Source organism: Paraburkholderia tropica, assembly GCF_900109265.1.
In the GTDB taxonomy this organism is placed as follows: domain Bacteria; phylum Pseudomonadota; class Gammaproteobacteria; order Burkholderiales; family Burkholderiaceae; genus Paraburkholderia; species Paraburkholderia tropica.
In genome coordinates this window covers 474,962-497,524 of the sequence record NZ_FNZM01000002.1, presented here as the reverse complement: position 1 = coordinate 497,524, position 22,563 = coordinate 474,962, and the positions used below count along the sequence as shown (strand labels likewise).

Sequence of the window (22,563 nt, the reverse complement as noted above, 5' to 3'; positions counted from 1 at the left end):
ATTCATGACCAAGCACGCGCCGTCTCCCGCTCCTCTTGCCTTCGGCGATCTCCAGGGTTGCCTCACGCCGTTTCGCGAACTGCTCGCCAAGGCCGCGCCCTCGCCCGACACGCCGCTGTGGTTCGCCGGCGACCTCATCAATCGTGGCCCCGAATCGCTGGCGACGCTGCGCGAGGTGATCGCGCTGGGCGAGCGCGGCGTGGCGGTGCTCGGCAATCACGATCTGCATCTGCTATCGGTGTCGGCGGGCATCCGCAAGTCGAAAAAAGGCGACACGATCGACGACATTCTCAATGCGCCTGACGCCGACGATCTGCTGCACTGGGTCCGTCATCGCCCGATCGCGCACTACGAGAACGGCATGCTGATGGTGCACGCGGGCGTGCTGCCGCAGTGGGACGTCGGTCTGACGATGGAACTCGCTCGCGATCTGGAAAAAGCGCTACGGCGCGACAACTGGAAGGAAACGCTCGCGGGTCTATACGGCAACGAGCCGAGCCGCTGGTCGAAGAATCTCAAAGGGATCGAGCGTCTGCGCGTGACGTGCAGCGCGCTCACGCGCATGCGTTTTTGCGATCGCGACGGCGTGATGGATTTCAGCGCGAGCGGTGGCCTCGATTCCGCGCCGCCGGGCACCCTGCCCTGGTTCGACGTGCCCGGCCGCAAGACGGCCGATATCACGGTGGTGTTCGGCCACTGGGCGGCGCTTGGCCTGACCTTGCGTCAGAACCTCGTCGGGCTCGATTCGGGCTGCGTGTGGGGCGAGCGGCTCTCGGCCGTGCATCTGGTCGCCGATCCGGTTCAGCGCGTGCTCACCCAGGTGCCCTGCGAAACCTGCCGCGCGGTATCGGTTTGAACCGGCCCCGGCGCGCCTGCATGACGTGCAGCGCGCCGGTCGGCATCAGCGCTTCTTGTTGTACACGTGCGTGGTCGCCGCGACGCCCTTCGGGAATACGCGGCGCACAAGACCCCGCGCGGCGGCGTCGGCCTGCAACACGACATCGCGCACCGGTTCGTCCGGGCGACCGCGAAACGACGTCGGATGAAAATACGCGTCGTCGCCGACCGGATGATCGGAGAAGTAGTAATTCGACACGCAGCAACGCTGCTCGGCGCTCTGATTCTTCGACACCGAATGCCACGAGTGCTGGTTCGTCACCATCACGGCGAGGCGATTGAAGCGGCTCACGATCGTGGTCGGTTCGGCCTTCGTGCCCTGCGGCCACACTTCGAGGTTGCCGCCCTTCTCCAGCGCCCAGTCCGGCGACACGTAATACAGCAGATTGAGCACGCGATAGTGCGCGCGATCCTTGTCGTGCGAGTTGTCGAGATGCGGGTTCAGGAAGTGGCCCGGCCCCATCATCGAAATGCCGCCCGCGTAGAGATGCTCGTCCGGATAAAGCGAGCGCAGCCCCGTGATCTCTTTCACCAGTTCGACCACGCGCGGCATCTGGAATGCGAAGATGATCTCTTCGAGCAGCGGCGCATGCGCATCCATTTGCGCCGACACGTACTTCAATTCGCGCAGGCTTTTACGCAGCATCATCTTCGACGCATCCGGAAATGCGGCGCGAATTTCGTGCGCGACGTCGTCCGGCAATACGTCGTCGATATGGAAATGGTTGATAGGCGCCGTCTGCGTCCACTGCTCACGCAGCCGCGCGAGTTCCGCTTCGAGGCGCTGCGCGATGCGCGCGCCCAGTTCCGTACGATCCATGATGTCTGTCCTGCTTTCGCTGCTGGTTCGCTGATTATCGGCGCGCACGCTCATGCGCGCTCACGCCCGCTCCGCCACGTTCTGCCCTTGCGAGCGCATCGTCTCCAGCGCCACACCCACCGCCTCCTGCGCGCGCGCCGCGAGCTTGCGGCGATCGTCGCCGGGTTCCAGCGCGTCGCCGACATAGACGTGCGCGGTCAGCGGCCCCGACTTGAGCATCGCGTCGAGCGAATCCTTGAGCGACAGATCGTCGATATACGCCGGCGCGAGCGACTGACGCCCCTGCGCGTCCTCGTACATGATGCAGATCGGCTGCACCGGCGTGCACGCCGTCACCGGCGCCTGGAACATGTTCGAATGAAACGGCTTGAGCCCGAGACCGTCCGTCGTCGTGCCTTCCGGAAACACGCACATCAGTTCGCCGCGCTGCAGCCGCTCGGCCAGTTCCTGCATGATGCGGCGCGCTTCGCTGCGCTTTTCGCGTTCGATGAACACGGTGTCGAGATTCTGCGCGAACCAGCCGATCAGCGGCCAGCTACGCACCTCGGCCTTCGAGACGAACGGCGTCGGCCGCCACGCGTTGATCACATAGATGTCGATCCACGAAATATGATTGCTGACGACCAGCGCGCCCGCGTCGAGACGCGCGGCGTCGTTGTGCACGACGAGCTGCAAGCCGCACAGCTCGAGCATCCGCAGCGACCAGGCGCGATTGAGCGCGTGACGTTTTTCGGGCGTCGCGCGCGGAAAGCGCATCGCGACGGTCCACGCGCCGCGCAGCAGATGCGAGAGCAGACGGGCTTTGCGAAAGAAGAGGCTCATGTCGATGCGCTCAGTTACGTTCGATATGACGTTCGAAGCCGATGCGCCCCGCCACGAGCGTCGCGCGCACCACGGCGGGCAACTCGTAACCGAGGAACGGCGTGTTGTGGCCCTGGCTCTTGAGCGCGCGCGGCTCGACGTGCCAGTGCGTGTTCGCGTCGAACACACACAGGTCCGCACGCGCGCCCACGCTCACACCGCCCGCCTCGTGCGCCATCACGGCGGCCGGCGCGGACGTGATGCGCGCCAGCGCCTTCGCGAGCGGCACGCCCGCTTCCTGCGCCCACTTCACGGTCAGCGAAAGCAGCAGTTCGAGACCCGTCGCGCCCGGCGTCGCTTCGCCAAACGGCAGCAGCTTTTCGTCGTCGTCCACGGGCGTGTGCTGCGAGCAGATCGCGTCGATCGTGCCGTCGGCGAGACCGGCGCGCAGCGCCTCACGGTCGCGTTGCTGGCGCAGCGGCGGATCGAGGCGGAACTGCGCGTCGAAGTAGCCGATGTCCATGTCGATCAGATGCAGATGGTTCGCCGTGACGTCGCAGGTCACCGGCAGCCCTTCGGCCTTCGCCGCGCGCACGAGCGCGACGCCCGCCGCCGACGACAGATGCTGCACATGCACGCGCGCGCCCGTCACGCGCATCATCTCGAACAGCGTGAAAAGCGCGATGGTTTCCGCGCTCTGCGGCACGCCCGACAGCCCGAGCCGCGACGCCAGCGCGCCGCTCGCGGCCACGCCGCCCTTCGAGAGATACGCATCCTGCGGACGCAGCCACACCGCGTAACCGTACGTGCTCGCGTATTGCAGCGCGCGCAGCAGCACCGAGGTATCGACGATCGGCTGATCGGCTTGCGTGAAGCCGATACAGCCCGCCTCGGTCAGCGACACCATCTCGGTGATCACCTGCCCCTTGAGCCCGACCGTCAGCGCGCCGAGCGGATGCACGTGCGCGCGTTCGAGCTTGCCCGCGCGGTACTTGAGCATCTCCACGAGGCCCGCTTCGTCGAGCACCGGGTCGGTGTCCGGCGGACACACGAGGCTCGTCACGCCGCCCGCCAGCGCGGCCGCCATTTCGGAGTCGAGCGTCGCCTTGTGCTCGTAGCCCGGCTCGCGCAGCCGTGCGCTCAGGTCGACGAAACCCGGCGCGACCATGAGTCCGTTCGCGTCGATCGTGCGATCCGCGTGAAAGCCCGCGGGCGCGTCGCCGAGCGCGGCGATCTTGCCCGCTTCGATGAACACGTCCCGACGCGTCTGTTCGCCGCTCGCCGGATCGATCAGCGTGCCGCCTTGAATATGAATCTTCATGCGCTGCCCTGTCTGCCCTGCTGCATTAATCGTTGTCAATCGTTGTTACCGGCGACGATGCCCATCACCGCCATACGCACCGCGATGCCGAAACTCACCTGATCGAGAATCACCGACTGCGGGCCGTCCGCGACCTGCGAGTCGATTTCGACGCCGCGGTTCATCGGTCCGGGGTGCATCACGATCGCGTCGGGCGCGGCGAGCGCGAGACGCTCGGGCGTGAGGCCCCAGCTCTTGAAATACTCCTGCGCCGACGGCAGCAGCGCGCCGCTCATGCGCTCGTTCTGCAGCCGCAGCATGATGACGACGTCCACATCCTTGAGCCCTTCGTCGAGGTTGTGAAACACGCGCACGCCCATCTGTTCGAGGCCGCCCGGCAGCAGCGTGCGCGGACCGATCGCGCGCACTTCCGGCACGCCGAGCGTGGTGAGCGCGTGAATGTCCGAGCGCGCCACGCGCGAATGCAGAATGTCGCCGACGATCGCCACGCGCAGATTCGTGAAATCGCGCTTGTAGTGGCGGATCGTGTACATGTCGAGCAGGCCCTGGGTCGGGTGCGCGTGACGGCCGTCGCCGGCGTTGATGACGTGCACGTGCGGCGCGCAATGCTCGGCGATCAGATATGGCGCGCCGCTCGACGCGTGACGCACGACGAACATGTCGGCGTGCATCGCGGAAAGGTTGCCGATGGTGTCGAGCAGCGATTCGCCCTTGCTCGTCGACGACGCGTTGATGTTCAGATTCAGCACGTCGGCCGAGAGACGCTTGGCCGCGATCTCGAAGGTCGTGCGCGTGCGCGTCGAGTTCTCGAAGAACAGATTGAACACCGACTTGCCGCGCAGCAGCGGGACCTTTTTCACGTCGCGGTCGGTCACGCTGACGAACTGCGTGGCCGTGTCGAGAATGTGCGTGAGAATCTTGCGCGGCAGTCCTTCGATCGAGAGCAGATGCTTGAGCTCGCCGTTTTTCGTGAGCTGCGGATTGCCCTTCAGAAAGCCGTAGCGAAAGCGCGAGTCGCCGCGATCGGGCGAAGCGGGCGTGGGCTGTGTGTTCATCGCGATGCGTCCTGCGGTGAGATCGGAGTCGGGAGAAAGTTGGATGTGTCTGAGGCGGGCCACGTCGCACGCACTGCGCAGCGCGCGTGGCCTCGCGGATCAGGCGGCGTTCGCGTCGATCCTGAACGCGAAGCGGCCCTGTTCGCCATCGTCGCCCTCGCGCGCGAGCACGAGCGTCGAGCCCGCGGGCACGGCCGTTTCGGCGCCCACGAAACGCGCCGACACCGGCAATTCGCGGCCGCCGCGATCGGCGAGCACGGCCAGTTCGACAGACGCGGGACGGCCGTAATCGTAGAGTTCGTTGAGCGCCGCGCGCACCGTGCGGCCCGTGTGCAGCACGTCGTCGACGAGCAGGATGCGGCGGTTCTCCACCTCGAACGGCAGCGCGGTCGGGCTCGCCTCGCTGTGCAAGCCCTTTTTCGCGTAGTCGTCGCGATGCAGCGAGACGTTCACCACGCCATGATGCGGCGCGCCGAGATCGCGCGCGAGCCGTTCGGCGAGCCACGCGCCGCCGCTGTGAATGCCGGCGATGGCGATGCCGTCGGCGGCGCTGAAGGCGTCGCTCAGATAAGCCGCGCGGATCTGGTCGAGAACGGCGCGGTACAGCGCCTCGGCGTCGGGTGGGCTCATCACGGGCGCGTCAGAGGGGTTGCGACGAATGTTCGTCGAGATATTGCTGCAGGATCACGCAGGCGGCTTCGGCGTCGATGTGCTCGGCGCGTTCGCCGCGCTCGCGCAGACGCGCCTCGGCGTCGACCGACGAATAGCGCTCGTCCACCCACACGACGGGCAGATTGAAGCGGCCATTCAGTTGATTGCCGAAGCGCGTGGCGAGCTGCGTCATGGCGTGCGGCGTGCCGTCGGGATGGCGCGGCAGGCCGACCACGAGCAGGTCCGGCTGCCACTCGCGCAGCAGCGCGCCGATGGCTTCGAACCGATATTCCCTGCTCTTGTTGGGAATCACGGTGAGCGCGCGGGCGCTGTGCGTGAGCACGTTGCCGAGCGCGACGCCGATGCGCTTTTCGCCGTAATCGAACGCCAGCAAGGTCGCCTCGGCGGCGCCTCGCTTCGCGGCCACGCTCATGCGTGACCCGCTTCGCCCGAGAGCATCGTCGAGGAAATGCCGAGCAGCGCGAGCGCCGCTTCGAAGCGCTCTTCGGCGGGCACGTCGAAGACGATCTTGGGGTCGGCTTCCACGGTCAGCCAGCCGTTCTTCGAGATTTCGTCTTCGAGCTGGCCCGCGCCCCAGCCTGCGTGGCCGAGCGTGAGCAGGAACTGCTCGGGACCGCTGCCGTTCGCGACGGCTTCGAGCACGTCTTTCGACGTGGTCATCTCGAGCCCGCCCGGCACCGCCATCGACGAGGTGTAGTTCGTGCCCGATCGCGGCGCGTGCAGCACGAAGCCGCGCTCGGTCTGCACCGGGCCGCCGAAATAAACGGGCACGTGCAGCAGCGGTTCGATTTCGAGCTTGAGGTCGATGCGCGAGAACAGCGCTTCGAGGTCGATGTCGGTGGGACGATTGATCACGAGACCGAGCGCGCCGCGCTCGGAATGATCGCAAAGGTAGACCACCGTTCCTGAAAACGTGGGGTCCGCCATGCTGGGCATGGCGATCAGGAACTGGTTGGTCAGATTGATGCGATCGTTACTCTTGGACATGGTTTGAATTCTAGCAAAGACGATACGGAATGGCGGCGGCCCGGTGCGCCGGACGCGCGAGGTCCCGTGGACCTGCATCGCGCCCTGCTTGCGGCGTGTTCGCGGCCGGTTTCAGGCTCGCTCGAGGCCGCCGCTTTGAGGCCGATCTGCGCCTGGTTTGCAACCTGCTCCAACCCGCCAGAGACCTGCGCGCACGCGACCCGCGCTCCGTATAGCGGGGAATTGCTCACTCTAACACGCCAGCGCGACGCGCCCGGCAGGCCGACCGGCGCTAACCGCAGTCAAGGGCGCGCACGCCTTAGCGCGGAAGCTCGGCATCCACACCGCCTGGTGCGGATGACACCGCGTCTGGCGAGACGACTGCGGCGCTGCTGCCGGTGGTTTCGGCTGCGTTTTGACTCGTGCCGCTGCCTGCGGTGTTGCTTGCGTTGTTGCTCGAATGACTACCCGCCCCGCTCGCGATGGCCGCGCCGAGCGCGCGCACGGTCGGGGTCGCGTCAGGCTGCGCCACGCCTGCCGCCACTTTGTGCAGCATCGCGCGCAGCGATTCGTTGGCGTACTCGATCGCCTCGACGGACGGCGCGGGATTCGCCGTGCTCGCGCCATACGCGTCCCGTGCAGCGGGCGTACTGGTCGCGTGCGCGGCGCGCCGCCAGGCCAGTCCGAGCGCATCCGCCAGCAACGCCACGTGGCCAAGCCCGAGCGCCCAGGCCGCCGCGCCGATGCGGTACGCCGCCTCGGCCGCCAGCAGCGACGTCGCCGGATCGCCGTGCGTCCCGTCGGCGCGCAGCGACAGCGCCCGCGCCTGGGTGCCGAGCGCGAGCATCGCGGCATCGGCGGTCTGCAGGAAATCCTCGTAAGCATTGCCGTTGACGACGAGCGCCCCGAGATCGCGCGACGGCGCAACACGCGCCGCGAGAGCGCCGGCCTGCGCGCTGCCCGCCTCCCACAGCGCCTCGGACGCCTGTGTACCGGCCACGTGCCAGTCGACGGTCAAACCATAGTCGTGCAGCAGCTCGACGTCGGCGGTGTCGTCGGCCGACGCGCCGAACAGCGCGTAATCGCGCCACAACAGCGCGAGCGCCGTGCGCACGAACGATTGCGGCACGATGCGCAAGCCGCGTGCGTGCTCGCTGAGCAGCAGATTGCAGCGTGCGTAGAAACGTCGCACGTCCTCGTCGCCCCAATACGTCACGCCGCGCCGCAGCGCGCGTCCGCAGGCGACGGCGAGGCGCCAGAAGTCGTAGGGATCGGAGCCGGTCAGTTCGGCGAAACAGGCGTCCATCTCGTCGAAAGCGGCCTCCGCGAGCGCATTGGCCGCGCGGCTGCCGTTGCCGAGACGTGCCTTGAGCGCGGGTAGCAGGGCCGCCTCGAAGCGCGCGCGCGCCTGCGCCAGCCGCTGCGCAGGCTGCGGACTCAGAATCGCGCCGACGATCGGGCGGCCATGCAGCGCCACGTCCTCGTAAGCGAGCGAGACGCCCGGCGCGTGCTCCGCGATGATGTCGACGAGCGCGCGCTGATGCGCGTAAAGCGCCGGCGAACAGGCCAGCTCGCGCAGATTGCGGCGCTCCAGCACGGTGGACAGCTCGATCAGCGCGTCGCGAAACGCCGTGCGGATGTGGCTGTCGTCGGGACCGTCGTGTTCGTGCGCGGGACGCGCGGGCAAGCCCGGCGGCGGCGCAACGGCGACGGAAGCCGCCAGCGCGAGCGGCGAAGCGAGCAGCAGCGTATCGGCGAAACGGGCGGCGGCGAGCCAGCCCGCGTCACGCAGCGTGCGCGTGGCCTGGCGCAGCGGACGCGCGACGTCGCGCTGCTCGTCGAGCGCGGCCAGCGCCTGCGCGAGCGCCGCGAGGGCGAACGGCACGCTGCCGCCGCGCGGGTTGGGCAGCGCGTCGAAAGGGGCGACCGACGTTGAACGTAGACTCATGATGCAGCGCCGAGAACAGTTGCAATGCGGTAGCAGTGCGGGTTGCAATGACCGCGGCCCGGCGAGACGGCCGAACGCGGCGCGAGCGGGCCGCACATCGGGCGGCGCGAGGGCGTGGCGGCCTCGACTACGCTCAGGCGGCCCGCGGACGAGCCCTCACTGAGCAATTTGCGCGCCGCACGCCGGTCGTGCGAGTGACGCACGGCGAAGTGCGCGAAGCAGAAGCAGCCGGTGCGCCATTGGCATCATCGTGCGGCATCCGCGAAAAACCATGCGGATGAAATCGAAACCGCCGAAGCGCCAGCCTGCGCCGCGACTTGGGTGCCAACTTCGGCACCGATCTTCGGCCATCCGGAAGCGATGCTCCCGGCCCGTGCCTCAGATCTGGACCATCTCGAAGTCTTCCTTGCGCGCACCGCACTCGGGGCACGTCCAGTTGATCGGCACATCCTCCCAGCGCGTACCGGGCGCGATGCCTTCGTCTGGCAAACCGGCTTCTTCATCGTAGATCCAGCCGCAGATCAGGCACATCCAGCTTCTATATTCCATTCTTATGCCGCGTCGAAAAGTCCAAAAAACCGCACGCCCGCACCCGTCGATGACCCTGCGGGTGCGAGGTGAAGGCGGTTGGGGAAACCTGCCAGGAAACAAGAGCCATGATGGTACCGTGTTGCCGTTTTTATGCCTAGCAACCGTGACGCCGCGCGCCTCGCGTGCGCCCCAACTGCGTGCCGCGCCGCGGTCATGCGAAATTCCCTTGCGCGAGACGGCTCATCCGGCCCCTGTGAGCGCCGCCAGGCGGCATAATTGAATGGACAGCGGCAAACCGGCGTTTCGCCGGTCGCCGCAACCGCCTTGCATTTGCAGCGAGCCAACCTTTCTCGTCACGTTCATGCCCAGCGACACCCCTCCCATCGTCCTTACCTTCGGCCTCTCCGATCCGACCAGCGGCGGCGGCCTGCAAGCCGATCTGCTCACGCTCGCCAGCATGGGCTGCCACGGTGTCACCGCGTTGACGGGTTACACCGTGCGCGATTCCGCCGGCTGCGACGAAGTCACCGGCCTCGATCCCGAAACCGTCGCGAGCCAGGCGCGCATGCTGCTCGAGGACATGCCCGTCGCGGCGTTCAAGATCGGCGCCGGCACGCGCGCGGAAGTGGTGAGCGCGATCGCCGAAGTCGTCGCCGATTATGACGAGGTGCCGCTCGTGCTCGCGCCCGACTTCACGCTCGACGACGAACATGTGCTCGCCGCCGACGAACTGCGCGAAGTGGTCGCCGACCTGCTCGTGCCGCAAACCACGCTGCTGGTCGCCGACGTCTCGGTCCTGCTCGCGCTCGCGCAGCCGGACGGCGACGCCGAAGCGCCCAGCATCGACGCCGCGATCTCGCATCTGCTCGCGACGGGCTGCGAGTACATCCTCGCGATGGAAACCGGCTCGCACCGCGTGGTGAACACGCTCTACAGCGAGGAAGGCCAGTTGCGTCAGGACTTCTGGGACCGCGCGAACAATCCGGTGATGGGCGTGACCGACACGCTCGGCGCAGCCATCGCCGCCCTGCTCGCCAACGGCCAGGAGCCGCCCGAGGCCGTGCGCGAGGCGCAGGAGTATCTCTATCAGACCGTGCAGGGCGCGTTCCGCCCGGGCATGGGCGCGTGGGTGCCGGATCGCTTCTTCTGGGCGCGCAGCAACGACGCCGAAACGCCGGACGAGGAAGGCGAGGCGTAACCGACCTACGCGGATCGACCCGCGCAGCAGCTCCGGCTCCTGCGCGAGACAAAAACGCTGGACGTAAAAAAACCCGCATCGCTGCGGGTTTTTTCTTTTGCGGACGATGGAAACACGCCGCGAGGCGCCTTTCCATCGGTACGTCGATGCAAATCGCGGCGGTCTTTCGACCCACCGAATTTACATGTCCATGCCCATGCCGCCCATGCCGCCGGGCATGCCGCCGGGCATCGGTGCATCTTCCTTCGCGACTTCGACCACTGCTGCGTCCGTCGTCAGGAGCAGGCCAGCGACCGAAGCTGCGTTTTGCAGCGCCGTGCGCGTAACCTTCGTCGGGTCGACGACACCGGCTTCGACCATGTCGACGTACTCGCCCGTTGCTGCGTTGTAGCCGTAGTTGCCCGAACCTTGAGCAACCGCTGCCACGACGACCGACGCTTCTTCGCCACCGTTCGTGACGATCTGGCGCAGCGGCTCTTCCATCGCGCGCAGGACGATCTTGATACCTGCATCCTGGTCTGCGTTGACGCCCTTCAGGCCCGTCACAGCAACGCGAGCACGGATCAGCGCAACGCCGCCGCCCGGGACGATGCCTTCTTCAACGGCAGCGCGGGTTGCGTGCAGCGCGTCTTCCACGCGTGCCTTCTTTTCCTTCATTTCGACTTCGGTCGCAGCGCCAACCTTGATCACCGCCACGCCGCCTGCCAGCTTGGCAACGCGCTCTTGCAGCTTTTCACGGTCGTAGTCCGACGTCGCTTCTTCGATCTGCGTGCGGATTTGCTTGACGCGCGCTTCGATGCTTGCGGCTTCGCCTGCACCGTCGATGATCGTCGTGTTTTCCTTGCCCACTTCGATGCGCTTCGCTTGACCGAGTTCGTTCAGCGTTGCCTTTTCGAGCGTCAGGCCGGTTTCTTCCGCGACGACTTGACCGCCGGTCAGGATCGCGATGTCTTCCAGCATGGCCTTGCGGCGGTCGCCGAAGCCCGGAGCCTTGACGGCGACGGTCTTCAGGATGCCACGGATGTTGTTGACGACCAGCGTAGCCAGCGCTTCGCCTTCGACGTCTTCAGCGATGATCAGCAGCGGACGGCCAGCCTTCGCGACTTGTTCCAGGATCGGCAGCAGATCGCGGATGTTCGAGATCTTCTTGTCGAACAGCAGGACAAACGGGTTGTCCAGAACGGCGACTTGCTTGTCCGGGTTGTTGATGAAGTACGGCGACAGGTAGCCGCGGTCGAACTGCATACCTTCGACGACTTCGAGCTCGTCTTGCAGCGACTTGCCGTCTTCAACGGTGATGACGCCTTCCTTGCCGACCTTGTCCATCGCTTCAGCGATACGGTCGCCGATCGACGAATCGCTGTTCGCCGAGATCGAGCCGACTTGCGCGATTTCCTTGTTGGTCGTGCAGGGCTTGCTGATCTTGCGCAGTTCTTCGATCGCGGCTGCAACAGCCTTGTCGATGCCGCGCTTCAGGTCCATCGGGTTCATGCCCGATGCGACGTACTTCATGCCTTCGCGAACGATCGATTGCGCGAGGACGGTTGCCGTCGTCGTGCCGTCGCCTGCGTTGTCGCTGGTCTTGGAAGCAACTTCCTTGACCATTTGCGCGCCCATGTTCTGGAGCTTGTCCTTCAGCTCGATTTCCTTCGCGACCGAGACACCGTCCTTGGTGACCGTCGGGCCGCCGAACGAGCGCTCGAGGACGACGTTGCGGCCCTTCGGACCCAGCGTGACCTTCACTGCGTTGGCGAGAATGTTCACGCCTTCAACCATCTTGGAACGGGCGGAATCGCCGAACACGACGTCTTTAGCTGCCATCTTCTAACTCCTTGAATTCTTGATGAATGAGCGGTGGGCTGAGCTTACTTCTGCACCACGGCCATGATGTCTTCTTCGCGCATCACGAGCAGTTCGTTGCCATCGACCTTGACGGTCTGGCCAGCGTACTTGCCGAACAGGACGCGATCGCCGACCTTGACGTCGAGCGCGATCAGGGAGCCCTTGTCGTCACGCTTGCCCGGGCCCGTGGCCAGAACTTCACCTTGATCCGGCTTTTCTGCCGCTGCGTCCGGGATCACGATGCCCGAAGCGGTCTTGGTTTCTTGATCCAGGCGCTTGACGATCACGCGATCATGCAAAGGACGAAGGTTCATGGATAGATCCTCTCTCTTGATTGGGACTTGAAGAGACTCAAGAAAACCTGGTTGGCGAAGGTGCCAGCCAGAGATATGTGTACACCGAGCGTTGTTAGCACTCTCATGCGGTGAGTGCTAATTATATGGACGGGTAGTGACAAATTCAAGAAGGGGGGCGGATGCGGGATGCAACATAGGCGGGCGCGCACCCGCCAAACTCAAGAAAATCAATGACATAAAGACGTTCACGGCGCGCAGAATGCCGCTTACGCCCCCAAAAACCAGGTGTAAACACCGACGATGGCGCGCCTGCGACGCCGCTCGCCCGCGGCCGGATATGCGCAGTGGATTTCGTGCGGTAGGTAGCAGTGTCGGGCCTGCCCTGCCGCTACGCTGAGGCCGGACACCCTCCCACCCTCTCCTCGTCGCCCGGCCGTGGCCGCTCGAACTCGAATTGTCGGAAGAAAATGATGCTGGAAGATTCGACGCCCGCTCCGGACCTCGCCCATGTCGTGCATCGCAAACTCATCCTGTATTTCAACGGCACCTTCGTCAACAACCGGAATGGCGCGCATGTTCGCGTGACGTCGCTGCTCAATCTGCTGATCAGTTACGGCTGCAAAGTCACCGTCTACAGCTATTCGAACCATGTCGAATGTCCTTGGGGCGACGCCGAGCGCGCGATCTTCAGCAAGCTGTATCCAGGCGTGGCACTCGTGCTTGACCGACGTTCACCCGTGCTGCGCTATTGGGGCAAAGCCAAAAAGAAACTGAGCGGCGTGTTTCCGAACCTCATCCCGCAACTGATCGGCGCGCACCTGCCCACTCTGACGCCGAATTACGATCGGCTCCGAAAGCAGTATCCCGACGCGTTATTCATCGTGAACTACGCCAACGGCCTGCTCGAACTCAACGGCATCGATCCCGAGTGCTGCGTGATCGAAACGCACGACATCGACTTCCTGCAATTCAGCAAGCGTTTCGGGCACGCGCTCACCAGCCGAAGAATCGCCGAAAAATTTCGCAGCGAAACCGGCTTGCTGCAAAGCGCGCTTTCATTACTCTCGATTGCGCGAACGGAGGCCGGCATGTTCCGGTTGTTCTTTCCGCACAAGCCCGTATTCTTTTTGCCGAAATACAGCGTCGCGAGCCATCGCACTACGGCAACACCCCCCGCTGGCCGCGATATCGACCTGCTGTTCATCGGCTCGCGCAATCCGTTCAATGTGGACGGCATACTCCACTTCATCAACGAGCAGCGCGACCTGCTGCAACGTTTTTCTCTCGCGATCGCCGGCGAGGTCAGCATGAATCCCGAAGTGGTCGAAAAGGCATCGGCAATCGGCACTATCCAGCTACTCGGTTTCGTCGACGATCTGGACGCGCTTTACCGGCGCGCGAAAATCGTAATCGCGCCGGTCGATGGAACGGGACTGAAAATCAAGGTGGTCGAGGCGTTGGCGGCCGGCAAACCGGTGTTCGGCTCGCGTCATTCGCTGGAAGGCTTGCCGCCCGGCAGCGAACGCTGTGCCTTTCTGATCGACGCCGCGCAGATCAGTGCGATGCTGTCCGATGCAGCCAGCCTGAATGCGGCGTCCGAGGCCGCGCTCGCTTATTCGCAATCGCAAACGAGCAATGGCGATATTGTGGAGTTTCGGCAGTTTCTCGACCACGAAGGCGTCTGCCAACCCGCTGCATAGCGCGTGAATCGCTCGATGAATTCTTAAGGAAGCATCGGGCAATCTTCCCGGCCAAAAGTCCTGGCGATGTCATTCGCGGCCGATATGTCGATACATCGATAAGCATTCGCACCCGGTTTTCATCGCGTGCGAATGCCCATACCGCTTATCGCTTGAGCAGCGATCGGATATTGCGCAGGCCATACACGGTGGCCGCTTTCGAGCGGTCCAGCCATTCCGATCCACCCGGCGCACGCGGCTTCAAACCCAGTTTGCGCATGTAGTGATTGGCCCGGTATGCGTCGCCATAACGCTGCGGAAATTCCATATTGAGACTCAGCGAAATCGACACGTTGTCGTGGTTCTTGACCCAGTGTGCACCGTGCGTGGGAATATGCACGGCATCGCCCGGATGGAGCGTGAATTGCCGCGCCACCTCCTCGGCATGGGGTTTATAAGTCCCTGCATTCATCGCGCCACAATAATATTGTTCGAGTTCCTCTTCCGTGGTGACGCTGCGATCCAGGGGATCGCATACCCAGAGATCCTTCGATCCTTGAATCTGCACCAGGAAATTGACTTCCGCATCGAAATGAAAAGGCGTCTTGCGCCACGGCGAAGTAATGAACACCAGCATTTCCGCATTGCTCAACAACCTCGATCCCTCCGGCCCTGCAATCTCGCGCACAAACGCTTCATACTCGTCGAGGAGCGCTTTATAAACCGGATCTTTTTCGACGTGCTTCATCACGAGCCACGCGCCTGCTGTTTCGATTCGATCGATGATTTCCGGAATCGTCATATTGGGCGTGGGCGTGCTTCCCCACTTGTCCGCCAGCGTGAGATCGCCGGCGTCGACATACACATCGCCCCTGCGCTTGCAGGCCGACTCGGCCACTTTCGTCAGCGCCTCGATCGAAAAGAGCGGATGCCCGGCGAGCGGATGGCGCGCCGCGAATGCCGTCTTGTGAAGTTGCTGGCGACATTGCGCGAGCGGATCGACAGTCTGCCAGAGCGGACGGGTCAGGACGGGAGCGTCGTTGATCAACATGAATTTCCCCCACGAACGTAAAGTAATCGCAGAAAAGTCATTTATCGCGCCGCCATCGCCCGATGCGCCGGGCGCGCTGCATTTGCTCAGCGCCTGACCATCCGCCGCGCTGCGTTCAGCGGCGATTTAAACCGGTTCAACGGCTCGTGCACGACTTCCGCAAAGGTCTTCGGATTGCGGTGTTCGAGCGTCGACATGAACAGTCGCTTCAGGTTGTCCCGGATCGGCGACACACCTGGCGAGAGCGGCTTCAATCCAAACTTGCGCAGAATGTAATTCGCCTGGTACACCCTCGCCCGACGCTCGAGTGACTTCATGCAATAGCTGATGCTGATACTCACCGACACGTTGTTGTCGTTTCTCACCCAATGCGGCGCCAGCGACGGGTGGTGCACCACATCGCCGGGTGCGATGCGGAAGATCGTGCCGCGGTCCTGCATTTCCTGACGATAATGCGCGGCTTCGAAATTGCCGCCGTAATAGCGTTCGACTTCCTGATCGGGAACCAGCTCGCGATCGGTCGCAGGGAACAGACAAACATCTTTCGCTCCCTGGATCTGAAACAGAAAGTTGGTCTCGTGATCGATATGAAAAGGCGTTGCGATCTTCGGCGACGCGATGAGTAAAGTCATCGTGCGCCACGTCATGTCCCTGCGCAGCGGAAAGTCCGACAAGCCTTCGAGTTCTTCGGTCACCTGGTCCAGTACCTTCGCGTACTCGGGGTCGTAGTACTGGGCTTGCGTCAGCTTGATCCACGTGGCGGTTTCTCCCACGTGCGCGAAGGCTTCTCTCAACTGGCTGCTGTGCGGCATGTCGCTGAACTTGCTCGCCACGGAGCCATGCCTGAAATTAATGGCGCAGAAATTGCCATTCTTTTTCATCATATTTTCAGCGACTTCCATAATTCGTGGAATCTCAAACAATCCAGATCGATGCAATGAGTGATTGAATTTGAATGGTTTACAATTGAAATTGTTTTTAAATTCCGATTTACAAGCTTGAAGAAGATTGCCGTCTGCGGGAAGCTCGTGCGGATCGAACGCCCACGTAGCGCTAATGTCGGGGGTAGACATGGCAGACCTCACGGGAAGGGGGAGATTTGCCTGTAGGCTACAATCGCCCCTACCCTGCAGATGTGCGCTGACGAACACCCGCCTTCCGACGCTTACCCGGAATTTCCCGCATTTACCATAGTGCTATTAAACACCGGCCACACGAACCCTTTCTGTTCGTAAGCGCACATTCAGATAACAGTCGGGAAAAACAAAATAATCGCAAAGAATCTATCTGCGATTTGAAAGGCGAAGGTTCACGGACAGCCGGATAGCCGGCGTTCATTCAGTCGCGCCGCATGCGCGTGAACCGCTCGCCGCCGGACGATGAGAGAGGAAAGTGTAGAACGCGCACCTGCGTGGCACGCACGCGCGCTTCCAGGGAAGGGGAAACTGGGAACATATTTCGCGCGGTATCAGCGCAATATCGGCGCGGCATTCTCGTTCTATTTTCTGTTACCGCCGCCGTGTCGGGCATGCACGGCGCCAATCGCTCGCCGTGCGCCCCGCCTCCGCGCTACTGAATCTGCACAGGAGGAAAATCCGACGTCCCCAGATTCTCGATCTGAATGTACGAAGGCCATTCATTCGCCGCGCTGGAAAACAAGCCAGTTTGCGTCTGCGAAAAACCGATGCGCTCGAAGTAGTCGTGACACGTCGCGTTCTTGCCGGTGTCCACCAGTTCCGCGCGAATCTGCGGCTGTGCCTTCAGCGCCAGCCGGGTCGCCACCGCGCCCACCACCAGCTCCGCGCCCAGCCCGAACACGCGGCACGACAGCACCACTTGCACGATGCTTTCGCACTTGATCAGACATACGGAGATGATGCCGTTGTCGATCAGCTTGTCGCGCAGCGAAGAAACAATGCAATAGCCGCCCTTGCTGATGAACTTCTCGAACTCCGACTTCTCCCAGCGCTTGCCCGTGGTATTGAATTGATTCGTCTTGTTGATCAACTCGAATGCGCGCTCGAAGTATTTCGATTTCGGCGTTTTGATCAGATAAAACGACTGCCGAAGCTGCAACGACGCGAGCCATGCCTCGCGCGACGCTCCGCTCTCCACCTCCACACTGGCCTCGCGCTGCGAAATGGCGCGCACGAGTTCCGTGCGCCGCGCCGACTCCTCTGTCACGACCGGCACCTGCGTTTCCGCCGAACGCAAAATGATGCGCCGCCAGTCGTAGTGATTGCCGCCCAAGCAGCGAATCTCGGGGATCGCCGCCTTTACCTCCGACAATTCACGGTCGTTGTCGTCGATAAACACGCAATTGCCCGGCAGCAGATTCACTTCCTTCATGATCTCGCGAATGTTCTGCGACTTCGGCTGCCAGTTGATGCGCACGCTCGCGAAATCGTCGAGCGTGATCGCGCCGCGCCAGATCGCGTTGAAGCGCTCGATGGTCGGCGCTTCGTCGTTCTTGCTGCAAATCGCGAGCAAACCACCGCGCTTCTTGTAGAACAACAACGCTTCGACAAGTCCGATCGGCCAGCCTTCGATTCGCTCGGACGGATTCAGGCCCTCGCCTTCGGCAGCGACGCCGCGCCAAAGCGTGTCGTCCAGATCGACGATAATCAGTTTCACCGGATTACGCTGCGCCACGATCTTGACGATCGCTTCCACGCGCGCGAGCAGCGCAAGCGTGAATTCACGCGAGGCCACTTCATACGTCACCATATTGATCAGCGCTTTCGGCGCATTCAAGCGGCTGGCGTCGAGCTTGAAGTCCCAATCGTTGATAAACGAAGCGTGCGAACTGCTCAGCAGCACGTCGTCCTGCAAATGCCGGCGGCCAACGAAATTCAGAATCTCGTTGGCGTCGAGAAAGTAGCCGTTGCTCGTTTTGCGGACCGCGTCGAACAACAACCGATTGATCTCGCGCACCAGATAGCTGGGCGACGTCAAACTCGATGGATCGATCAGGTCGCCGAGGTAATTGAAACTCGGCTCGAAAAACGACATGAACAGGATCGGCACCGAGGTGATTTTCGCCGTGAGCTGGCCGACCTTCAGCGCGATGAATTCGCCGACGCTGGCCAGCAGCGCGCGCGCCTCGTCGTCGGACTTCAGGCGCGCGAAGAGCATGTCGACAGCGGGCTCGGGCGTGTTCGCGGCCTCGCTCAGAATATGCCGCAACGTCAGGTTCACCACCACCACGTCGTCGTTCGCGGCAGCGACCGGCACCGGCTCGTGACGCTTCGAGCCCATGATGATGTGCCGGATGTTGTGGCCGGTGTTCGCGCTGCGCTTGCCGAGAATCTCGACGCCGCACGTACCCAGCAGCAAAATATTGAGCTTGCGCGCATCGATGGCCAGCGACGTCGGTGGCAGCGGCAAATTCACCTGTTTATCGGCGATGGAGGTATAAAAGAAATCGCGGATAAATTGACGCATTTCGGCCCCCTCGAGTCAAAGCGTTCTGAACCGCACGGAGGCACACCGGTTGCGCAGAACAACGCGCCTGTTCTTGCGGAAGCCTGCGCAATAGCGCAAAAGTGCAATACGCACGCTTCGTCCAAACGTTGCCCGTGTGTGCTCGGCGATTACAGCAGAGACAAGCCGCGGTCTCTGTGCGCCGACATACACAAGCCCGCCCGACCCAAAACAAGCTGCACGCTTTAGATCGCCAAAACCGCCAAACCCGCCAATCCCCTCAAACCGGCAAATTGCCGGGCTGAATTCTTCTGCGCAACTGCTTGATCAGATTCACGCCGCTGCGGCCGATCACGAGCCGCGCGAACAGCGGTACGCGCCCTTTTCCCGGAATCGCGATCTCACCCGCCATGATTCGTCCGACGAAATCGAGCCGCATCACCCAGTTCATATTCTTGTAAATCAGCACGTCGAAGACGAACGAGGAAACATGCCACTTCGACATATGCTTGTGATATTTCCCGAGAAAAACCAGGCTCGGCTCACTGCTCGGCACGCGCGATATTTTGTCCACTCGGCCGCTTAGTGAATATTCCACCAGCGCGTCATGTAAATACACAAACGCACAGCCCGCCAATTGCGCATTGATCGCGAAATCCCAATCCTGATGGCGGCGCAACGACCCGTCGAAACTGATGAGCGGGTAATGATGCCGCCACATCATGATCGACGAGGTCTGGATATAGCCGCGCTCCAGCAGAATGAAATCGAGCATCGACTGCCCGCCGTAAGGCGCGGCATTGCCGAGCATGCGGCGGCTTCCATCGGTCAGCACCACGTTGCTGAACAGCACTTTCGCTTCGCTCTCCGACGGCCGCGCGCCAAAGGCCGCGAGACACCGTTCGAGCTTGTCGGGCAGCCAGCGGTCGTCCGCGTCCAGAAAGGCGATCAGGTCGCCGGTCGCCGCCTCGATGCCGCGGTTTCGGCACCACGCGGCCCCGCGATTCACGGTCTCGCGAATCAGATGCAACGCAATGTCGTCGCCGCAATGGCTCGGCAAGTCGAACGACATGCCCGACGCATCGTCCACCACGATGATCTCGTGCGGAATAACCGTTTGCGCGGAGATCGATTCGATCGCCATCCACAATAAATCCACACTGTTGTAGTGCGGAATTATCACACTCACGTTATAGCCGGATACACACTCATGCCGCATCCCACACCTCGGATCAAAATTTCGAAAAATCCCTCACGCGAAGAGCAAAGAAGAGCCCATCCCTGCGGCGATACCGGCGGGCGTTGAATGACACCAGGCCAATTTACGAATAACGATTCGCTTTTACGATCCGCCTGACTGCACAAATAGCGGCAACCGTGAAATCGTTTCTTCGGGCCGAGCGCGTTCCCGGTCCTGGAAAATCAACCCGGGACCGATCGATTCAATTCAAAGCCGGCCAATGGACGAACAGACGAGCAAACGCACAGACAAACGCGTGCCACGCGTGGCATACGTCGATCGCGTCCTCGAGCCGCAGCAAACCTTGCGTATTCGTGCCGACGCGCAATCCCCATGCTTTTCGGACCGGGATCGGCATCGCATCTTGTCTGGAACAGCACATGCGCCCGTTCAGCCGTCAGGAGAGGCTGCGTCTAACGGCTCGCCGCCACAGGGGAGCCGGTCGACGTTGGCGTCGAGGCACGCAACGACGCTCTGCATTTTCCCGTCGCCGCGTGCGCTATGCTGTCAAGGATCGTAAGACCGATGCCCGACGGCGTTCCGTGGGATGGCCAACAATTCGGGGGCGAATTCGCTTTCCGGATATCTAACCGAGTCTTACAATCATTTCGCTTACTGTTAGCCACCCTTTAGCTTTCAATGGCCGTTTCCCCGCTCACGCCGCCCACCGCACAAGACGTCCACATCTGGCGTTGGGATCTCGATGCAGACGACGCGCAGCTCGACAGCGACTGGCAGACGCTCACCGATCACGAGCGCGAGCGCGCCGGTAAATTCCGTTTCGAACGCCATCGCCGCCGCTTCGTGGCGGGGCGCGGCGAACTGCGCCGCTTGCTCGGCGCCTATCTCGGTGTCCCCGCGCACGCGGTCGCGCTCGACTACGGCGAGCAAGGCAAGCCCTTTTGCGCAAGTCAGCCCGCAAACTGGACGCTCTGCTTCAATCTCAGCCACAGCGAAAACCGCGCGGCGCTCGCCGTGTCGAACGGCATCGAGATCGGCATCGACGTGGAAATCGTGCGGCCGTTCGAAGACAGCCTGCCTGTCGAAGTATTTTCCACGCGCGAGCGCGCGCAATTCATCGCGTTGTCCGACGCGCGTCGGCAAGCGGTGTTCTTCGAAACCTGGGCGCGCAAGGAAGCCTGTCTGAAAGCGCTCGGCACCGGCTTCATCCTGCCGCCCGATCATTTCGAATTCGATCTCGCGATCAGCGGCGACACCACGCCGTGCCGGGTCGGCGGCGATGCGCAAGAAGCCGCGCACTGGCGCGTTCACGCGCTCGCGGATCTGCCCGATTGCGCGGGCGCGGTGGCCGCACGCCATACCGGCTGGTCGCCCGTCTTCATGAATCGCCGATGAAATAGCCCTGCGCGCTCGTCTCATGCGCACGCGCTATGTCTGGCGGCGCACAGAGGCTTCGGCGCCCCTTTGCTCCAATCGCTTCACCCGGACCAGCAGCGTGGCAAAAGACGCGAATTCCTTCGCGCGGCACACGCAAGGGGAGGCGAGCGATGAGCCAAGCCATCACAGGCGAGGACGCCGATAACACGCGCACGATCGAGGCGATGCGAGGTATCGCCGCGATCGCGGTCGCGTTATTCCACTGCCGCCTGATTGCGTGGATCGGCATACGCGCCTACGCATCCGGACAACACCCTGCGTTCTCGCTCGACACCGCGCTCGCCTGGTTGACGATTCCGTTCGTCTGGGGACCGATCGGCGTGCCGGTTTTCTTCGTCATCAGCGGTTACTGCATTCATCGCAGCCAGGCGGCGCGGCTCGCGCGCCATCCACACTTCCGGCTCGATACGCACGACTTTCTGTGGCGGCGCTTCGTGCGTATCTATCCTGTGCTGTTCTGCGCGCTCTTGCTGACCTGGGCGCTCGACAATTTCAGCCTTCAGTTTCGCGTGCACGACGCGCAGCTCGGCGACGGCAGTCTGTGGACCTTCGTCGCGAATCTGTTCGCCTTGCAAGGCATCGTCGCGCCGACCTACGGCTCGAATACCGCGCTCTGGACGCTCTCGCTCGAAGTGCAGTTCTATCTGCTCTACCCGCTGCTGTTCGCCGTGCAGCGCCGCCTCGGGCCGAACCGCACGCTCGTCGCGCTGATGGCGCTCGCGGCCGTCTCGTATGCGCTGCTCGACCGCCGCGGCGTGCTGATCTTCACGACTTACTGGTCCTGCTGGTATCTCGGCGCGTGGATCGCCGAACGCGACGTGCGCGGCCAGCGGCTCGCACACGGCTGGCTGCTGATTGCGACGCCGCCGTTGCTGGTGCTGGGCGGCGTCATGTCGACGCGCGAGGCGCGCATTCTCTGGTGCCTGCCCTGGGCGCTCGCGTTCACGCCCTGCTTCGATGCGCTGCTGCACGCCCGCCCGCGCCCCGCGTTCGTCATGCGCGCGCTCGAGAAAGTCGGCGACTTCAGCTACTCGCTCTATATCGTGCACATGCCGGTCTGCATCGCGCTGTTTTCCTGGCTGCTGCATTCGACGCGTCAAGTCAGCATCCTCTGGGCCTTCGTCTGTTTCTTCATCGCGCTCGCCAGCGCTTACGTGTTCCATCTGCTGGTCGAGCGCCCCGCCATTGCGGTGCTGCGCCGCGCGTCGGCGCGACGCCGCCTTGCCGCGAGCCAGGCGGGCGCCGCCTGAGCGCCAGCGCACGTTCGTGCGCAACGGCACGCGGTGTTGCGCGCAGGACTCGCCGCGCCTCCGTGTGTGCGACGCCGTACGGACAGTCGCGCCTCAGAAAATTAAATTTGACTTACAGAATATTTCTCGCCCCCAGATGGCCGCTGAACACGCGGCCAGGCGAGAACAAGTCGAG

At 63.2% G+C, this 22,563-nt stretch carries 20 protein-coding genes; 5 read left to right on the top strand and 15 right to left on the bottom strand.

What is annotated here, in order from left to right; genetic code table 11:
• The first annotated feature begins 4 nt into the window (after nucleotides 1–4).
• Nucleotides 5–856, top strand: a complete 852-nt coding sequence (locus BMY06_RS04515) for a symmetrical bis(5'-nucleosyl)-tetraphosphatase (RefSeq protein WP_074981701.1) — start codon at nucleotides 5–7, stop codon at nucleotides 854–856.
• A 45-nt stretch (nucleotides 857–901) separates the two neighbouring features.
• Here BMY06_RS04515 and BMY06_RS04510 read toward each other — a convergent pair whose 3' ends face one another.
• From BMY06_RS04510 to BMY06_RS04470, 9 genes are all read right to left on the bottom strand, one after another.
• Complete coding sequence (locus BMY06_RS04510; RefSeq protein ID WP_074981699.1) at nucleotides 902–1,717, bottom strand: 2OG-Fe(II) oxygenase; 816 nt, start codon at nucleotides 1,715–1,717, stop codon at nucleotides 902–904.
• 60 nt (nucleotides 1,718–1,777) lie between these two features.
• On the bottom strand, nucleotides 1,778–2,539 hold the full coding sequence (locus BMY06_RS04505) for a lysophospholipid acyltransferase family protein (RefSeq protein WP_080180168.1): 762 nt from the start codon (nucleotides 2,537–2,539) through the stop codon (nucleotides 1,778–1,780).
• 10 nt (nucleotides 2,540–2,549) lie between these two features.
• A complete protein-coding gene (locus BMY06_RS04500; RefSeq protein WP_074981697.1) occupies nucleotides 2,550–3,839 on the bottom strand; it encodes a dihydroorotase in 1,290 nt (429 codons plus the stop codon).
• 35 nt (nucleotides 3,840–3,874) lie between these two features.
• Nucleotides 3,875–4,894: an aspartate carbamoyltransferase catalytic subunit gene (locus BMY06_RS04495; protein WP_074981695.1), complete on the bottom strand. Its 1,020-nt coding sequence runs from the start codon at nucleotides 4,892–4,894 to the stop codon at nucleotides 3,875–3,877.
• A gap of 99 nt (nucleotides 4,895–4,993) precedes the next feature.
• A complete protein-coding gene (gene pyrR / locus BMY06_RS04490) occupies nucleotides 4,994–5,524 on the bottom strand; it encodes a bifunctional pyr operon transcriptional regulator/uracil phosphoribosyltransferase PyrR (RefSeq protein ID WP_074981692.1) in 531 nt (176 codons plus the stop codon).
• Nucleotides 5,525–5,534: 10 nt separating this feature from the next.
• On the bottom strand, nucleotides 5,535–5,978 hold the full coding sequence (ruvX, locus tag BMY06_RS04485) for a Holliday junction resolvase RuvX (RefSeq protein WP_065057250.1): 444 nt from the start codon (nucleotides 5,976–5,978) through the stop codon (nucleotides 5,535–5,537).
• Complete coding sequence (locus BMY06_RS04480; RefSeq protein WP_065057249.1) at nucleotides 5,975–6,553, bottom strand: YqgE/AlgH family protein; 579 nt, start codon at nucleotides 6,551–6,553, stop codon at nucleotides 5,975–5,977. Before BMY06_RS04480 ends, ruvX begins: the two co-directional genes overlap by 4 nt.
• A 298-nt stretch (nucleotides 6,554–6,851) precedes the next feature.
• The gene (locus BMY06_RS04475) at nucleotides 6,852–8,480 is read right to left on the bottom strand and encodes a hypothetical protein (RefSeq protein WP_065057248.1); all 1,629 of its coding nucleotides are present in this window, start codon (nucleotides 8,478–8,480) and stop codon (nucleotides 6,852–6,854) included.
• A 378-nt stretch (nucleotides 8,481–8,858) separates the two neighbouring features.
• A complete protein-coding gene (locus BMY06_RS04470) occupies nucleotides 8,859–9,029 on the bottom strand; it encodes a rubredoxin (protein WP_008342674.1) in 171 nt (56 codons plus the stop codon).
• A gap of 343 nt (nucleotides 9,030–9,372) precedes the next feature.
• Here BMY06_RS04470 and BMY06_RS04465 point away from each other — a divergent pair, with 343 nt between their 5' ends.
• Entirely contained in the window at nucleotides 9,373–10,209 is an 837-nt protein-coding gene (locus BMY06_RS04465) for a hydroxymethylpyrimidine/phosphomethylpyrimidine kinase (protein ID WP_065057247.1), read from the top strand.
• 180 nt (nucleotides 10,210–10,389) lie between these two features.
• On the opposite strand, the gene groL is transcribed toward BMY06_RS04465, so the two are convergent.
• Together groL and BMY06_RS04455 are read right to left on the bottom strand one after the other, a co-directional pair.
• Nucleotides 10,390–12,030: a chaperonin GroEL gene (gene groL, locus BMY06_RS04460; RefSeq protein WP_065057246.1), complete on the bottom strand. Its 1,641-nt coding sequence runs from the start codon at nucleotides 12,028–12,030 to the stop codon at nucleotides 10,390–10,392.
• 44 nt (nucleotides 12,031–12,074) lie between these two features.
• A complete protein-coding gene (locus BMY06_RS04455) occupies nucleotides 12,075–12,365 on the bottom strand; it encodes a co-chaperone GroES (RefSeq protein ID WP_027816722.1) in 291 nt (96 codons plus the stop codon).
• A 449-nt stretch (nucleotides 12,366–12,814) separates the two neighbouring features.
• Between BMY06_RS04455 and BMY06_RS04450 the strand changes: the two genes are divergently transcribed.
• Entirely contained in the window at nucleotides 12,815–14,047 is a 1,233-nt protein-coding gene (locus BMY06_RS04450) for a glycosyltransferase (RefSeq protein ID WP_074981690.1), read from the top strand.
• A gap of 145 nt (nucleotides 14,048–14,192) precedes the next feature.
• On the opposite strand, the gene BMY06_RS04445 is transcribed toward BMY06_RS04450, so the two are convergent.
• The 4 genes from BMY06_RS04445 to BMY06_RS04430 form a co-directional block, all read right to left on the bottom strand.
• A complete protein-coding gene (locus BMY06_RS04445) occupies nucleotides 14,193–15,077 on the bottom strand; it encodes a cupin-like domain-containing protein (RefSeq protein WP_074981688.1) in 885 nt (294 codons plus the stop codon).
• 86 nt (nucleotides 15,078–15,163) lie between these two features.
• Nucleotides 15,164–16,150: a cupin-like domain-containing protein gene (locus tag BMY06_RS04440; protein ID WP_074981686.1), complete on the bottom strand. Its 987-nt coding sequence runs from the start codon at nucleotides 16,148–16,150 to the stop codon at nucleotides 15,164–15,166.
• A gap of 496 nt (nucleotides 16,151–16,646) precedes the next feature.
• Entirely contained in the window at nucleotides 16,647–18,521 is a 1,875-nt protein-coding gene (locus BMY06_RS04435) for an HAD-IIIC family phosphatase (RefSeq protein ID WP_065057242.1), read from the bottom strand.
• 259 nt (nucleotides 18,522–18,780) lie between these two features.
• Nucleotides 18,781–19,719 carry a glycosyltransferase family 2 protein gene (locus tag BMY06_RS04430; protein ID WP_074981684.1) on the bottom strand — a complete coding sequence of 313 codons (939 nt, stop codon included), beginning with the start codon at nucleotides 19,717–19,719 and terminating at the stop codon, nucleotides 18,781–18,783.
• 660 nt (nucleotides 19,720–20,379) lie between these two features.
• Between BMY06_RS04430 and BMY06_RS04425 the strand changes: the two genes are divergently transcribed.
• Together BMY06_RS04425 and BMY06_RS04420 are read left to right on the top strand one after the other, a co-directional pair.
• Nucleotides 20,380–21,096, top strand: a complete 717-nt coding sequence (locus BMY06_RS04425) for a 4'-phosphopantetheinyl transferase family protein (protein WP_074981682.1) — start codon at nucleotides 20,380–20,382, stop codon at nucleotides 21,094–21,096.
• Nucleotides 21,097–21,248: 152 nt separating this feature from the next.
• Complete coding sequence (locus BMY06_RS04420) at nucleotides 21,249–22,388, top strand: acyltransferase family protein (RefSeq protein WP_074981680.1); 1,140 nt, start codon at nucleotides 21,249–21,251, stop codon at nucleotides 22,386–22,388.
• Nucleotides 22,389–22,563 lie beyond the last annotated feature (175 nt).